We start from the raw sequence: 12,610 nt of genomic DNA, 5'->3' as shown, positions 1-12,610 counted from the left end.
AATTGTGGCAGACGGCACCCGACGACGGATCGCCATCCAGGGAGGGATAATCGCAACCATGGTCTATGCAACCGCTGACGGAACGTCGCGCAAACGCCTGACGGTCGGCATGGTTGGAGGCGGCCGCAATGCCTTCATCGGCGCGGTGCATCGCCTCGCCATGCGGCTCGATGACCAGATCTCGCTTGTCGCGGGCGCGCTGTCCTCCGATCCAGACAATGCCGCGGCCTCCGCCGCAGAGATCGGCATCGCGCCGGAGCGCAGCTATGCCGACTACCACGCCATGGCGAAGGCCGAGGCGGCGCGGCCGGACGGGATCGAGGCGGTGGTCATTGTCACGCCCAATCACCTTCATGCCCCGATCGCGACCGCCTTCCTCGAGGCCGGCATAGACGTGATCTGCGACAAGCCGCTGTCGACGACTCTTGGCGAGGCCGAAGCGCTGGTGGCGCTGACCAGAGCAAAGAGGCGCCGCTTCATCGTCACGCTCAACAACACCGGCTACGCCATGGTGCGCCAGGCGCGCGAAATGGTGGCGGCGGGCGAGCTCGGCCGCATCGTGTCGGTGCATGGCGCCTATATCCAGGACTGGCTGACCAGGCCGATCGACGCCGAGGGCCAGAAGCAGGCCGAATGGCGCACCGATCCGGCGCGCGCCGGACAGTCGGCGGTGCTCGCCGATATCGGCGTGCACGCCTTCAACCTGGCGAGCTTCATTTCCGGTTTCGAGGCCGAGGCGGTCTCGGCCGACCTGTTCACCGCCGTGCCGGGGCGGCGGCTCGACGACAATGCGCATGTGCTGTTGCGCTGGACGGGCGGCGCGCGCGGTACCATCCTCGCCAGCCAGACCTCGCCCGGCCACTACAACGACCTTTCGGTGCGCATCTATGGCGAGAAGGCCGGGCTCGAATGGTCGGGGTCGCGGCCGGAGGAACTGCGCTTCTCGCCCTATGGCGAGGAAACGCGCACGCTGGTGCGCGGCGGCCATGGCTCGACGGGCGAAGCTCGGCGGGTCTCGCGCATGCCGGCAGCGCACCCGGAAGGCTACATCGAGGCCTTCGCCAATTTCTACCGCGACGCCGCCGAAATCATTCGCGCGCACCGCGCGGGCGATGCGGTAGATGCGGCTCGCGCGGCACAGGTGCCCGACGTGGTCGACGGCGCGCGCGGCGTGAAATTCGTCGCCGCGGCGGTGGAGTCGAACGTGGCGGGTGGAGCGTGGACCGCGGCGCGGTTTCGCTGAGGCAAAGCGATGCCTTGCCGCGACTGCATGCGATTTCGGATCCCTGATCAGCTTGCGACGCGCAATCGACGAGCTCGAACGAAGCTTCTCAGCGCGTCGGAATCCATTGCGCGCCCGAACGCGTAGCCTTGGAGAATGTCGCAGCCAAGCCCTTTGAGCAGACGTGCGTGCTTCATCGTCTCGACGCCTTCGGCAATGATCTCGATACCCAGGGATTTGCCGATTTCGATGATCGATGAGACGACCTGCCTTTGCGCGGGTGAGTTCACAATGGGGTCCACCAGCTGGCGATCTATCTTGAGGCGGCGAGGCTGCAATTTGAGCAGGCTGACAATGGAGGCATAACCGGTGCCGAAATCGTCGATTTCGATGTCGATGCCGAGTTGCTTGATCTGCTCGACGTTCCACGTGACCAGATCGTCGTTGTTGTCGAGGAAGATCGACTCGACGAGTTCAAAGGAGAAAGTCCCCTTCCTGATGTTAAGGTCCCGCAGGCTCTTCAGCAGTTCCTCATCCTGAAGACGCCGCGCCGAAACGTTGACCGAAACGCGCGGAATCCCGATTTTCTCGGCTGACCAAACGTCGAAGTCCAAAAGCGATTGCTGGAGGACTTTCCGATCTATCACCGAGACGACGTTCAGTTCTTCTGCGGTCTTCAGAAACACATCGGGTGCCAGAATGCCCTTCTCTGGGTGCCTCCACCGCGCCAGCGCCTCAACGCCCACAACCTCCAGCGTCTTGGCGTCAAATTGAGGCTGGTAGAACACGATGAATTCGTTGCGCTCGAGACCGGCTAGAATCTCGTCGGCAATCCGCTTTGTGTTGACGATTTCGCTTTGCAGCTCTCCGCTGAAGAATTCATGCCGGTTGCGGCCCCGCCTCTTTGCCCGGTAGAGGGCAATATCGGCGTTGACCAGCAACTGCTTGGCATCGGTAACCCGGCCATTGTCGATGGCAATTCCGACGCTGACGCCAAAGCGGCATTGATGACCGTGGTAGTAAACCGGTCTGCGCATCTGTTCGATAATGCGGTTCGCGAGCACGGCCGCTTGGTCGACATCCTCATGCACCATGCAGAGCACGATGAATTCGTCGCCGCCGACCCGGGCGACAAAACCGCTGTCGCCAACGTTGGACTTGAGAACGGAGGATGCATGCACAAGCATTGCATCGCCCGCCGCGTGGCCGAGCGTATCGTTGATGTGCTTGAAGCGGTCCAGATCAACGTGAAGCAGCGCTGCGTAGCCTCCGCTCAGCCTGGCTCTTGCCGCATAATCCTCCAGCACCTGATCCAGGTAACGGCGATTGGGCAAATCCGTCAGCGAATCGTGCAGTGCGATGTGTTCTATGCGCGCCTTGGCGGACTCAAGTTCCGTATTTTTCGACTCGGTCAGCTGTTTTGCGCGAACCAGATCGGTGTTCAGCAGAACGTCCGCAGTCACGTCCCATTCGGCGCCGACCATTCGAGGCGAATTGTTTGCGGTCTGGTAGAAGATCGCCCTGGAGCGCACGTGGCGAATTTCGCCGTCCGGGCGAACGATCCGGTATTGCGACGAATAGGTGCTGCGGCCGGCCGCGGCATTGTCGAAGTCTGCAAGCGCGCCAGGCAGATCGGCGGGATGAATGGCTCCGGCCCAATCCGAATATCCGGGCGCTCCGCCATCGGGGTTCCTGCCGTATATTTCGTTGACGCGGTCATCCCAGGTCAGATCGTTGGTTTCGAGATCGTGCTCCCACACTCCGATGGCCGACGCCTCCAGAGCGAGTTCCAGTCGCCGCGACAGCCGATGCAGTTCCCAGTAATTGCGCTGCCTTTCACCAATCAGGCGGCCCGCCGCCAGGAAAGGGATCAAGATCAGTGCCGCCGCCGCCGCCATGATCGCCCGGAGCTGCCATGCGTTGCCGGGCGTGGCGGGCCAACCGCTGGTGGGGACCGCAGCGATGCGCCAGGAGCCCGACGGGACCAGAACGTCGGCCGTCACCGGATTGCTTTTGACGACCCGTTCCTCGCCGAAGAACTGGATTCCCTTTGTGCCAAGGGCATCATTGCCTATGAGTGCGATGTCGATCCCGAGATCCTTGTCGAGAAGACCGCTCGCCTTATAGAGGCGCTGCACGTCGACGACCGCTGAAACGATGCCCCAGAACCGGTCGGTGTTGCCCGCACTTTTGACGAAAACCGGAAAGCGGCCGATGAAGGCCTGCCCACCCTGTGCCAGATCGACCGGGCCTGCGAGAATGAGCTTGTGCTCGTCACGCGCACGCAAGGCAGCGGCGCGCTGCTGATCGTTCTTGCGGTAGTCGAGACCGATGGCCTTCTCATTGCCGGCCATCGGATACATCAAGGAAATCACCAGATCCGGCGCGCCGGCAATGTTGCGAAGCTGGGACTCTTCGCTGAACAGCCTGCTGGCAAGCTCCGCGAAGCGCTGCTGGCCCATATAGGGTTCGGTCGTGACTGCCGCGACCAGCCCCCGCACCAGCTGGAGGTTGCCGTTGATGTTGCCTTCGAGCTTGGCGCGAATGACATTGACCTTGGCCAGGACCTCCGCGCGAGAGGCCTGGTCCGAAACGATCTTGTTCTGATGGTCAGCGAATATTGCGCAAACGGCCATGACCACGACCGCGATCGCCGCCGGTATCCTTGCCGGTGAAAGGACGGCCCCTTTCATGCGGCTGTACATGTTGGCAAAAAGAGCCAAGAAAGCGAGAATCCCTATGCCTGTCAGGCTCTCCGGGTGAGCCTCATCGAGGGAATATTAGTTCGCAATAACTTAATTTTGGACTTCACAGTCCTTAAAATTTTCGCGCCGTCGGACGCTGATGCGCCGGCAATCGCACGACAAACTCGCCACGTGGCGGAGCTAGTGGCGATCGACTTTCTTCTGGACGATCCGATACGTCCCCACACCGCGCTTGGTCGCGCCGATTGAATAGGCCATCGGAATCTTGGGAGCGTTTTCGGGCAGGCCGTACATGTCCTTGCCGGCCCTCACCGCGAATGAAAAGTGCTGCCAGGAAACCGTGTCGTGCTCGTTGAGAAAATCGAGCGTAAGCCCCGCGGTGATCAGCGCGTTCACCACGTCGCTGATCGGATGGATCCATTCATAATATCGAGGATGCTTCAAGGTTCGCTCATCGCCGGTGTAGGTCCGCTGTTCGTTCCAGACGAGCGGTCGCGCCACCGGCGTTCGCCAGTCGTCCTTCAATTCGAGGGCGGCAGCCTTGCGATTGCACTGGAACATCAAGGGATGGCCCTCGGCCATGTAGAGCCGGCCGCCAGGCCGCAGAAGATCGGCGACCACTCGCGCCCAACGGAAGACATCGTCAAGCCAGTTCACCGACCCCCAGGTGACGTAGACGATGTCAAAGGTCCGGTCGAGCGCTTCGACAGCTTCGTACAGCGGCGCTTCGACGAAGCGAACATCGCTGCCTGCCTTGGATGCGAAATCCCGCGCCGCGGCGATCGCCCTTGGTGAGAAATCCAGGCCGGTCACGCTGCCCGCGCCGAGATTCCTCAAGCTGATCGTGTCGAGCCCGATGTGGCATTGCAGATGGACGATGTCCTTGCCGAAAATGTCTCCGACCTCACGCGTTTCCAACTCATAGAGATTGGATCCACCGGCCAGCACATTCTCGATGCGGTAACTGCCCGTTTTGTCGGTCGCGTGCAGTTCGGCCCGATCATCCCAATTCAGGAGGTTCGCGTCCAAAAACGGTTCCAAGTCGCCCCCCTCGATCTCAGCCGCAAGGTTAACAGCTGGTTAATAAACAATGCAGTGAGAGGGGACGCGCGTCAATCGGGTACACCGAACCGGGCGGCGCGAGGCGGTTCGGCAAAAATTATCCCTTGATCGCCGAGCCGACGATCGAGTCCACGAAGAAGCGTTGCAGGAAGACGAAGAGGATCAGCAGCGGCAGCACGGCGAGCGTCGCTCCGGCCATCATCGCGCATGAGCTGTTGGCGTGCACGGCCGAGCAATTGTCGAAGCGCGGCATCGAGCTGCCGGTTTTCGCTTCGCCCGCCATTGCCGGCGTGACCCTGCACGACACCGACGTCGTCGTCTATCGCGAGCGCATGATCGAGGCACAGAAGAAGCACCTGCCGACCTTCCAGGCGACGATGCGCGGGGAGTGATGGATTGGCCGGGAGGCGCATCCAGCGCCGCCCCATGGGCCACGTCAAAGCCGGCGCCGTATGACGGCCGAATGCCTGGGCGGCGCGTCATTCTCATCGGGATTGGGAATCGGCGCCTCGTCGGGCAACCGGTCCGGATCCGGCTCGCGCACCGGCTTGGGTTCCGGGATGGGCGGCGGCGTGGGCACCGGCGTGGGAGCCGGGTCCGGATTGGGGAGAATGGCCATCGCGCTTTCCTTCCGCTCCCTAGAGCGGTTCACCGTTTCATGGAGACGGCGAACCGCTCTATATCTTTGTCTTCACGCAGTTCCGGACGGAAACCCGATCACACTTTTCCTGGAACTGCTCTCGGCAAGCCCTGCTGCGATCCCAACCAGCGGGATGTCGTGCCTGACCTGATGATCGAGGTGATCGCCGCAGCCAGGCGCTTCGTCGGGAGCGATCGGCGGCGCAAGCTGGCAGAACGGTCGCGTCCCCGGATGGTTCCAACACAATCGCGGCGCGCGTTGGCGGCTGGGAGCGATCAAATGATTCTATCGCCCCTGTGCGGCTCTTGCCGGCGCCGGGCGGCGCCTTAATTCCCATTGCGGGCGGGTGATCATCTTGTCGACACAGGAGACGGCCGTGAAGCATCAAACCCTTGACCAAATCAACGCCGTTGCCGACGTTCAAACCGAAGCACCGGCTCCCATCGCCAATCGCGGCCAGCGCCTCGAACGCTGGGCGCAACTTCTCGAACAAAGTCCGAGCCGCCTCACGGCGCTCGCAGGCACCGAATACGCCTCGCCCGAGGTGCGCGAGAGAATGCGCACAGACGGATCGGCGATCACGGTCGCTTTCGAGGATCCGATCTTTCGCGCCCAAGGCTTGCGGGACGACACTTATGGCGAAGCCAAACGCTTCTTCGAAATGAGCGACTGGCAGCTGCATGAGGTCGTTTGCCATTGCCATGTCGGCGCCAACATGCCGGCAGGCTGGGCAGCGTCGCGCGTGCGCGCGGCGATCTCTCCAGGGGCAGGGATTCTTGCCTGGCTGAGGGCGGTGTTCATGCACTAGCGGTGCATGCGATAGCGGCGGTTCGAGACCTTGCTGGAGCGATGGAGACATGGCGAGTTCTCCGCGCTCCTTCTTTCAGCGATCGATCTCGCCGAAGACGATGTCGAGCGATCCGATGATTGCCGCGACGTCCGCCACCATGTGCCCGCGCGACAGAAAATCCATCGCCTGGAGATGGGCGAATGACGGCGCGCGTATCTTGCAGCGATATGGAACATTGCTGCCGTCCGAAACCAGATAGACGCCGAACTCGCCTTTCGGCGCCTCCACCGCGGCATAGACCTCGCCCGGTGGCACCCGGTGGCCTTCCGTATACAGCTTGAAATGATGGATGGTCGCTTCCATCGAGCGCTTCATGGTGGCGCGCGGCGGCGGCGTGATCTTCTGGTTCGGCACGGCGACCGGACCCTGGCCGTCGGGCGAGCGCAGCTTTTCCAGGCACTGCCGCATGATGCGCACCGACTGGCGCATCTCTTCCATGCGCACGAGATAGCGATCGTAGCAGTCGCCATGCTTGCCGATGGGGATGTCGAAATCCATCTCGGGGTAGCATTCATAGGGCTGCGCCTTGCGCAGGTCCCAGGCGGCGCCCGAGCCGCGCAGCATGGGGCCGGAGAAACCCAGGGCCCAGGCGTCATCGAGCGAAATCGCGCCGACATCGACGTTGCGCTGCTTGAAGATGCGGTTGTCGGTAAGCAGGCCTTCGAGATTGTCGCAGACCTTCAGGAACGGATCGCAGAAATCCCAGATGTCGTCCAGGAGCTGTTCCGGCAGGTCCTGATGCACGCCGCCCACGCGGAAATAGTTCGCGTGCATGCGGGCGCCCGACGCCCGTTCATAGAACACCATCAGCTTCTCACGCTCGGCGAAACCCCATAGCGGTGGCGTCAGCGCACCGATGTCCATGGCCTGCGTGGTGACGTTGAGAAGATGCGAGAGCAGCCGCCCGATCTCGCAAAACAGCACGCGGATAAGCTGGCCGCGCCGAGGAACGGACAGTTCGAGCAGCTTTTCGGCGGCAAGGCAGAAGGCGTGCTCCTGGTTCATCGGCGCGACATAGTCGAGCCGGTCGAAATAGGGCAGGGCCTGCAGATAGTTCTTGTATTCGATCAGTTTCTCGGTGCCGCGGTGGAGCAGGCCGATATGCGGATCGGCGCGGTCGACGATCTCGCCATCCAGTTCCAGCACCAGCCGCAGCACGCCATGCGCGGACGGGTGCTGCGGCCCGAAATTGAGGGTGAAGTTGCGGACTGCGGCTTCGGTCATGGCGACCTCCGCGAAAGTGGGACTTCGAAGCAGATCGCGGCCGTCGGCCGCGTCATGCGGTCGTCTGGATGATCAGCGTCAGCGTGCCGTCGCCATCGATGTTGGCGGCGACGACTTGCGTCGAGTTGAGGCCATTGGCGCGCAGGACCGACGTCGCCTCGGGCGAGGCATCGACCGAGCTCTGGAGCTTTGCCAGTTCCTTGGCGGTCGTCCTGGTGACTATGGCTTCGGCTTGCGATTTCACTTCCGAAGGCAGGTCCTCGATCGCTACCACGACAATGTTGGTGACGTTTTGAGCGGCATCGCCTTGATCTGGCTGGGCCTGGTTGGGGAGGGGCTGGCCGGGGATGGGCTCCTGAGCCGGAGGCGGGGCTTGTGGCGGCTGCGGATCGGCGCGTTGAGGAGAAGCGGGCTGCGCCAGCGCCATGGCTGACAGCGTCAGGACCATCGTCAACATGCGCATGGTCTTTCCTTTCGATCTCGGAATCTGACGACACAACCCGCGGGGCGGGACGATGGTTCCCCCATTGTCGTCATCGTGCGTTCCGCGCGCAGGGGCGCACCGCGTCCCTGAACATGAAGGATTCCGGGCGGTCGATTGCGAAATCCTCGAGCATCTATCGCCGTGGTGCAGACCGCCTTAGTCGGAAGCGTTCAAAACCTCAATGTTTACATGTGCTATAATAGGGATATCATGTATCCTTAATGTGCGGTGATCGATCGTTCCCGGAAAAGACCCATGATTTTGAAAAGCCAGGTTGAATGGGCGCTGCATTGCTGCGCCATTCTCTCCGGTGTGCCCGAGGGGCGCTACCTGTCCACCAAGGCGCTGGCCGAACTCCATGGACTTCCAAAGGAATATCTTTCCAAGGCATTGCAGAGCCTGTCGCAGGCGGGGCTCGTCGATACGACCCTCGGTCCATCGGGCGGATACCGCCTTGCAAAGCCGCCGGAGCAGGTGACTTTCCTGGACATCGTCGAGGCGGTGGAAGGCGAGACGCGCACCTTCGTATGCAACAATATCCGAGCGAACAATCCCTGCCTGCCCGACGACTATTGCTACAGCGGTTCGTGCGCCGTTGCGCGCATCATGTGGGAAGCCGACGAAGCCTGGCGTGAAAAACTGCGCGGCGTCACACTATCGGATCTCGGGCGCATGCTCGTGCGGGAAACTCCCGCAAAGCTGTGGAAGGACACTTTCGCGTGGGTGTCAGACCGCGCTGGATGAACGTGCATCGATGCCCTGGGCAGTCGCGGCCAGGCCGAGGACGAGGCTTTCGGCCGGTGCGGCGAACGAAAGGCCGTTTGCCTTGCAGTGGCTGTAGAGGAGGCCGATGATTTCATTGCGGGCCGCTGCCCAGTCGGCGGGGTCTGCGATGCGGAAGAGCAAGTCGACTTCGATCGCAGCCGCATCGATCGTCTTCAAAACGACAATCGGCGGCGGGTCCTTGACGATCCGTGTGCTTCCATCCAGCACGGACCACATCACCTGTTCGATAAAGGTCGGTGTTGCGAGGGCGACGCGCACGCCCAACGTGATCTGGCGCGTGTCGTCGGGACGGCTGAGATTGGTCACCGCTTGTCTGGCCAGCACGCTGTTCGGCACCACCACGACATTATACTGTGCGGTGAGCAGTTTGGCGGAGCGCCAGTTGGTTTCGATGACACGGCCTTCCGCGCCATCCTTCAACTGGATCCAGTCGCCTATCGCATAAGTCCTGCCAAGCGTCAGCGCGATGCCCGAAAAGACATCGCCCAAAGTGTTTTGCAGAGCGAGGCCGAACACGATCGCGACGATGCCTGAGGTTGCGACCAGGGTGCCGACCGGCACGCCGAAAACGAAACCTATGATCGACAAAGCCACGCCGGGATAGATGACGCCGACGGCCATGTCCTGAACGAGGTGCGCTTCCCGCGGCCCGCGGTTGAGCATGAGCGAGATGTGGACCAGGCCGATAATCGTCCATGCCAGATGCGTCCACCACAGGATCATGGCCGATTTGGCGAGCAGCGCGGCGAAGCCTCGCAGATCGGTGTCGTCGACGTGCTGCGGAGAGATGCCGCCAAGATAGAGCACCGAACTCATCCCGATAAAGAACAGGATCTGGACGATCAGCCGGCCTGTCGGGCGGCTGCTGCCCTGGAGATGCCAGACGACGATACCTGCGATTCCCAGGATGTTGGTCAGGACAAGCGCCATCGAACAGGCCCTCCGATGAAACTGCTCGAGCTTGAAGCACGTCACTCAACTCAGAGGGGCTTTACAGTTCGGCAATTAAGGATATTATGTATCCTTAAGGATATCTGGTATCCTTGATAAAGGGAAGACTGGTTTGTGATCGCCGATCAGGCCACTCGCCCTGACGAACCATCGAACAAGGATCGTGCCGCAAGAGCGGCGCAAAGGGAGTCATCACATGAAAATCGTCATCATCGGGGGAACCGGCCTGATCGGTTCGAAAACCGCAGAACGCCTGCGCAAGCGCGGTCACGAGGTGATTGCGGCCTCCCCCAACACCGGCGTCAACACAATCACCGGCGAGGGGCTGGCAGCTGTATTGACTGGCGCCGAGGTGGTTATCGACCTGGCAAATTCCCCTTCCTTCGAGGACAAGGCCGTGCTCGAATTCTTCCAGACGTCGGGGCGGAACCTGATTGCCGCGGAGAAGGCCGCCGGCGTCAAGCACCATGTCGCGCTGTCCATCATCGGGACGGATCGGTTGCCGGACAGCGGCTATCTTCGCGCTAAAGTCGCTCAGGAAAAGATCATCAGGGAAGGCGGCACTCCCTATACGATCGTGCGCTCCACCCAGTTCTTCGAATTTCTAGGCGGCATAGCCAAGGAAGGCACGGCCGGCGATACGACGCGCCTGTCGACGGGCTATCTTCAGCCAATCGCTTCAGACGACGTCGCGGACTTCGTGACGGACGCCGCCCTTGCCGCGCCGGTCGACGGCATCGTCGAGATCTCCGGTCCGGAGCGCCTGCGGCTGTGCGATTTCGTCGCCCGCTACCTCAAGGCGATCGGCGACACGCGCACCGTCATAGCCGATCCGGAGGCGCGGTACTTCGGAACCAGACTGCAAGACGGTTCGCTCGTTTCCGACGACCATCCCCGCATCGGCCGCGTCGGTTTCGATCAGTGGTTCGCTGCCCAGCCGAAAAAATGACGCGCCCGCCGCCGTTGATCCGGCGGCATTCAACCCGTGAAAGGAAAATCGATATGATCAGGTCACTCGCTGCCGCCGCAATTCTCGCGGCGTTTCTGCCCGCTTCGGCTTTCGCCGACGACACCCCCGGCGGCGGTAAAGGTGCAAAAGTCACCCTCGTCTACGACCATGAACTGCCGAATGTGCCTGGCAAAAGCATGAAAGGCGTTCTCGTCGAATATGCTCCCGGCGGCTTCTCTGAGGGCCACACGCACCCCCAGTCCGCCTTCATCTACGCCACTGTGCTGGAAGGTGAGATCCGCAGCCAGGTCAATGACGGTCCCGTTACAGTCTACAAGGCCGGCGAGAGCTTTTCGGAAATGCCCGGCGACCGCCACGGCGTCAGCGAAAATGCCAGCAAGACGAAACCGGCAAAGCTGCTGGCTGTCTTCGTCGTCGACACTTCCCAACGGGAACTGACGTTTCCAATCAAGAAATAAGGGCCGACGCGGTTCATCGTTTCAGTGAAACGGCGAACCGCCCCATCTCTGTGTTTTGGCCTACGGTCATCGCGGATCACCTGGGCGTCCTGCCCTCAGCCAGCGCGCAGCGTCCGGAAGGTCACCGAATAACGGTGTCGGTTGACAGGCGGGATGGAGTGTTCCCACTCGTTTCGCGATGGGCCGGCCATGAGATAGACGGACCTCGGCTCGACCTCGATCGTTTCACGGTCCCATGCCGCGCCGTTCTTGCGGCGCAGCCGGAAGCTGCAGGGCGCCAGCAGGGAAACGCCCGCCACGAGTTCGAAATGCGGCTTGTCCCGGTGCCAGCCTATGCCGGCGCCCGGGCGATATTCGTTAATCAGCACTTGCGCGAACGCGGCGGCTTGGACGCCCGCGAATTCGGCGACCTTGGCGCGAAGCGGCAGCAGGAAGTCCGGAATGGGCGGCGCTTCGAGCACCTGGCGGCGCTCATAGTCGTAGCGCAGGCCAAAGCCGACGACATGCCTGTTGGCAAGATGGCCGTGAAAGTCGAACGGCTTGAAATTCAGGTCCTGGATGTGACGGACGAGCTCGCGATCCTCGTCGCGGGCGATCAGCTCCGGCCGGTACGAGAAACCTTCGGGCATGCTTGCGGGCGGCAAGCTTGCGCCGAAGAGGTCGCTCTGGAAGGCGCTCTGCGCGGTGCGCTTTCTGGCTGATGACATGTGGCTCAGATAGGCAACCGGAGCACTTGTGCAAGGCCGATCCCGGTACGGCGGGAACCTGGCGGCGCGCGCGGGATTAAGAATTGGAAGCAGGGATCGGACATGCCTTCCACCGCCATCCGGAATATCTGCTACGATCCGTCGAGCCGGATTCTGTCGGTGTGGTTCGTCCCCAGCGGCGACCGCTACGACTATGAGGGTGTCGGACCCGAAACCTACATGGCTTTCAAGGCAGCTTCCTCAAGGGGGCAGTTCTTCAACGAATTCGTGCGCGATCGTTTCAGATATCGCCTGGTCGAGCATGGACGTCGGCCCTGAGCGGCTGATGGCTCATGCGCGGAGCCAGACAACTGTCATCGGCCCATTCCATGGAAAAATTGTTCGGTGAGAAGCCCTGCAAGGGCGGATCGTTCCTTCTAAGGCAAGCCAGAGTCTATAAAAATTATAGACATTGGACGCCCGCCTCGACATCCTGAGAGAGAGCCACAACATGCCCAATCCAACCGTCGTCGGTTTCTCCGGGAATTTCACGCGGCCGTCGAAGACGCGCG

General features: G+C 61.8%; 14 protein-coding genes. 7 read left to right on the top strand and 7 right to left on the bottom strand.

Annotation, left to right across the window (positions count from 1 at the left end; genetic code table 11):
- The first annotated feature begins 58 nt into the window (after nucleotides 1–58).
- Nucleotides 59–1,243 (top strand): Gfo/Idh/MocA family oxidoreductase, encoded by a 1,185-nt coding sequence (locus tag EN869_RS32720; RefSeq protein WP_127230678.1) that lies wholly within the window; start codon nucleotides 59–61, stop codon nucleotides 1,241–1,243.
- A 47-nt stretch (nucleotides 1,244–1,290) separates the two neighbouring features.
- Here EN869_RS32720 and EN869_RS32715 read toward each other — a convergent pair whose 3' ends face one another.
- Together EN869_RS32715 and EN869_RS32710 are read right to left on the bottom strand one after the other, a co-directional pair.
- Nucleotides 1,291–3,915, bottom strand: coding sequence for an EAL domain-containing protein (locus EN869_RS32715; protein ID WP_189341222.1), 2,625 nt, complete (start codon nucleotides 3,913–3,915; stop codon nucleotides 1,291–1,293).
- 192 nt (nucleotides 3,916–4,107) lie between these two features.
- Nucleotides 4,108–4,956 (bottom strand): class I SAM-dependent methyltransferase, encoded by an 849-nt coding sequence (locus EN869_RS32710; protein WP_245489353.1) that lies wholly within the window; start codon nucleotides 4,954–4,956, stop codon nucleotides 4,108–4,110.
- Between the two features lie 137 nt (nucleotides 4,957–5,093).
- Here EN869_RS32710 and EN869_RS32700 point away from each other — a divergent pair, with 137 nt between their 5' ends.
- On the top strand, nucleotides 5,094–5,381 hold the full coding sequence (locus tag EN869_RS32700; protein ID WP_245489352.1) for a hypothetical protein: 288 nt from the start codon (nucleotides 5,094–5,096) through the stop codon (nucleotides 5,379–5,381).
- A 44-nt stretch (nucleotides 5,382–5,425) separates the two neighbouring features.
- Here the strand turns inward: EN869_RS32700 and EN869_RS32695 are convergent, their stop codons facing one another.
- The gene (locus EN869_RS32695) at nucleotides 5,426–5,608 is read right to left on the bottom strand and encodes a hypothetical protein (RefSeq protein ID WP_127230676.1); all 183 of its coding nucleotides are present in this window, start codon (nucleotides 5,606–5,608) and stop codon (nucleotides 5,426–5,428) included.
- Between the two features lie 397 nt (nucleotides 5,609–6,005).
- Between EN869_RS32695 and EN869_RS32690 the strand changes: the two genes are divergently transcribed.
- Complete coding sequence (locus EN869_RS32690; RefSeq protein ID WP_127230675.1) at nucleotides 6,006–6,437, top strand: hypothetical protein; 432 nt, start codon at nucleotides 6,006–6,008, stop codon at nucleotides 6,435–6,437.
- 75 nt (nucleotides 6,438–6,512) lie between these two features.
- On the opposite strand, the gene EN869_RS32685 is transcribed toward EN869_RS32690, so the two are convergent.
- Both EN869_RS32685 and EN869_RS32680 read right to left on the bottom strand, forming a co-directional pair.
- On the bottom strand, nucleotides 6,513–7,703 hold the full coding sequence (locus EN869_RS32685; protein ID WP_127230674.1) for an NADH-quinone oxidoreductase subunit D: 1,191 nt from the start codon (nucleotides 7,701–7,703) through the stop codon (nucleotides 6,513–6,515).
- 52 nt (nucleotides 7,704–7,755) lie between these two features.
- Complete coding sequence (locus EN869_RS32680; protein WP_127230673.1) at nucleotides 7,756–8,166, bottom strand: hypothetical protein; 411 nt, start codon at nucleotides 8,164–8,166, stop codon at nucleotides 7,756–7,758.
- A 276-nt stretch (nucleotides 8,167–8,442) separates the two neighbouring features.
- Between EN869_RS32680 and EN869_RS32675 the strand changes: the two genes are divergently transcribed.
- Nucleotides 8,443–8,931, top strand: a complete 489-nt coding sequence (locus EN869_RS32675) for an Rrf2 family transcriptional regulator (protein WP_127230672.1) — start codon at nucleotides 8,443–8,445, stop codon at nucleotides 8,929–8,931.
- On the opposite strand, the gene EN869_RS32670 is transcribed toward EN869_RS32675, so the two are convergent.
- Nucleotides 8,914–9,903: a mechanosensitive ion channel domain-containing protein gene (locus tag EN869_RS32670; RefSeq protein WP_127230671.1), complete on the bottom strand. Its 990-nt coding sequence runs from the start codon at nucleotides 9,901–9,903 to the stop codon at nucleotides 8,914–8,916. The two genes, EN869_RS32675 and EN869_RS32670, sit on opposite strands and share 18 nt — an antisense overlap.
- Nucleotides 9,904–10,120: 217 nt before the next feature.
- On the opposite strand from EN869_RS32670, the gene EN869_RS32665 reads away from it, so the two are divergent.
- The gene (locus EN869_RS32665) at nucleotides 10,121–10,873 is read left to right on the top strand and encodes an SDR family oxidoreductase (RefSeq protein ID WP_127230670.1); all 753 of its coding nucleotides are present in this window, start codon (nucleotides 10,121–10,123) and stop codon (nucleotides 10,871–10,873) included.
- Between the two features lie 53 nt (nucleotides 10,874–10,926).
- Nucleotides 10,927–11,352 carry a cupin domain-containing protein gene (locus tag EN869_RS32660; RefSeq protein ID WP_127230720.1) on the top strand — a complete coding sequence of 142 codons (426 nt, stop codon included), beginning with the start codon at nucleotides 10,927–10,929 and terminating at the stop codon, nucleotides 11,350–11,352.
- 95 nt (nucleotides 11,353–11,447) lie between these two features.
- On the opposite strand, the gene EN869_RS32655 is transcribed toward EN869_RS32660, so the two are convergent.
- Nucleotides 11,448–12,059 (bottom strand): alpha-ketoglutarate-dependent dioxygenase AlkB, encoded by a 612-nt coding sequence (locus EN869_RS32655; RefSeq protein WP_127230669.1) that lies wholly within the window; start codon nucleotides 12,057–12,059, stop codon nucleotides 11,448–11,450.
- 102 nt (nucleotides 12,060–12,161) lie between these two features.
- Between EN869_RS32655 and EN869_RS32650 the strand changes: the two genes are divergently transcribed.
- Nucleotides 12,162–12,377, top strand: coding sequence for a KTSC domain-containing protein (locus EN869_RS32650; protein WP_127230668.1), 216 nt, complete (start codon nucleotides 12,162–12,164; stop codon nucleotides 12,375–12,377).
- Nucleotides 12,378–12,610: the final 233 nt, after the last annotated feature.

Origin of the sequence: Mesorhizobium sp. M2D.F.Ca.ET.226.01.1.1 (genome assembly GCF_004022705.2) — a bacterium.
Taxonomy (GTDB): Bacteria; Pseudomonadota; Alphaproteobacteria; order Rhizobiales; family Rhizobiaceae; genus Mesorhizobium.
Note: the sequence above shows the minus strand (reverse complement) of the source record. Positions and strands in the feature narration are given on the sequence as shown.

What these genes read in the sequence shown, in the direction of transcription:
- EN869_RS32720 (WP_127230678.1), top strand. Translation starts at nt 59, where the DNA reads ATGGTCTATGCAACCGCTGACGGAACGTCGCGCAAACGCCTGACGGTC.
- EN869_RS32715 (WP_189341222.1), bottom strand. Translation starts at nt 3,915, where the DNA reads ATGAAAGGGGCCGTCCTTTCACCGGCAAGGATACCGGCGGCGATCGCG.
- EN869_RS32695 (WP_127230676.1), bottom strand. Translation starts at nt 5,608, where the DNA reads ATGGCCATTCTCCCCAATCCGGACCCGGCTCCCACGCCGGTGCCCACG.
- EN869_RS32685 (WP_127230674.1), bottom strand. Translation starts at nt 7,703, where the DNA reads ATGACCGAAGCCGCAGTCCGCAACTTCACCCTCAATTTCGGGCCGCAG.
- EN869_RS32680 (WP_127230673.1), bottom strand. Translation starts at nt 8,166, where the DNA reads ATGCGCATGTTGACGATGGTCCTGACGCTGTCAGCCATGGCGCTGGCG.
- EN869_RS32675 (WP_127230672.1), top strand. Translation starts at nt 8,443, where the DNA reads ATGATTTTGAAAAGCCAGGTTGAATGGGCGCTGCATTGCTGCGCCATT.
- EN869_RS32670 (WP_127230671.1), bottom strand. Translation starts at nt 9,903, where the DNA reads ATGGCGCTTGTCCTGACCAACATCCTGGGAATCGCAGGTATCGTCGTC.
- EN869_RS32665 (WP_127230670.1), top strand. Translation starts at nt 10,121, where the DNA reads ATGAAAATCGTCATCATCGGGGGAACCGGCCTGATCGGTTCGAAAACC.
- EN869_RS32660 (WP_127230720.1), top strand. Translation starts at nt 10,927, where the DNA reads ATGATCAGGTCACTCGCTGCCGCCGCAATTCTCGCGGCGTTTCTGCCC.
- EN869_RS32655 (WP_127230669.1), bottom strand. Translation starts at nt 12,059, where the DNA reads ATGTCATCAGCCAGAAAGCGCACCGCGCAGAGCGCCTTCCAGAGCGAC.
- EN869_RS32650 (WP_127230668.1), top strand. Translation starts at nt 12,162, where the DNA reads ATGCCTTCCACCGCCATCCGGAATATCTGCTACGATCCGTCGAGCCGG.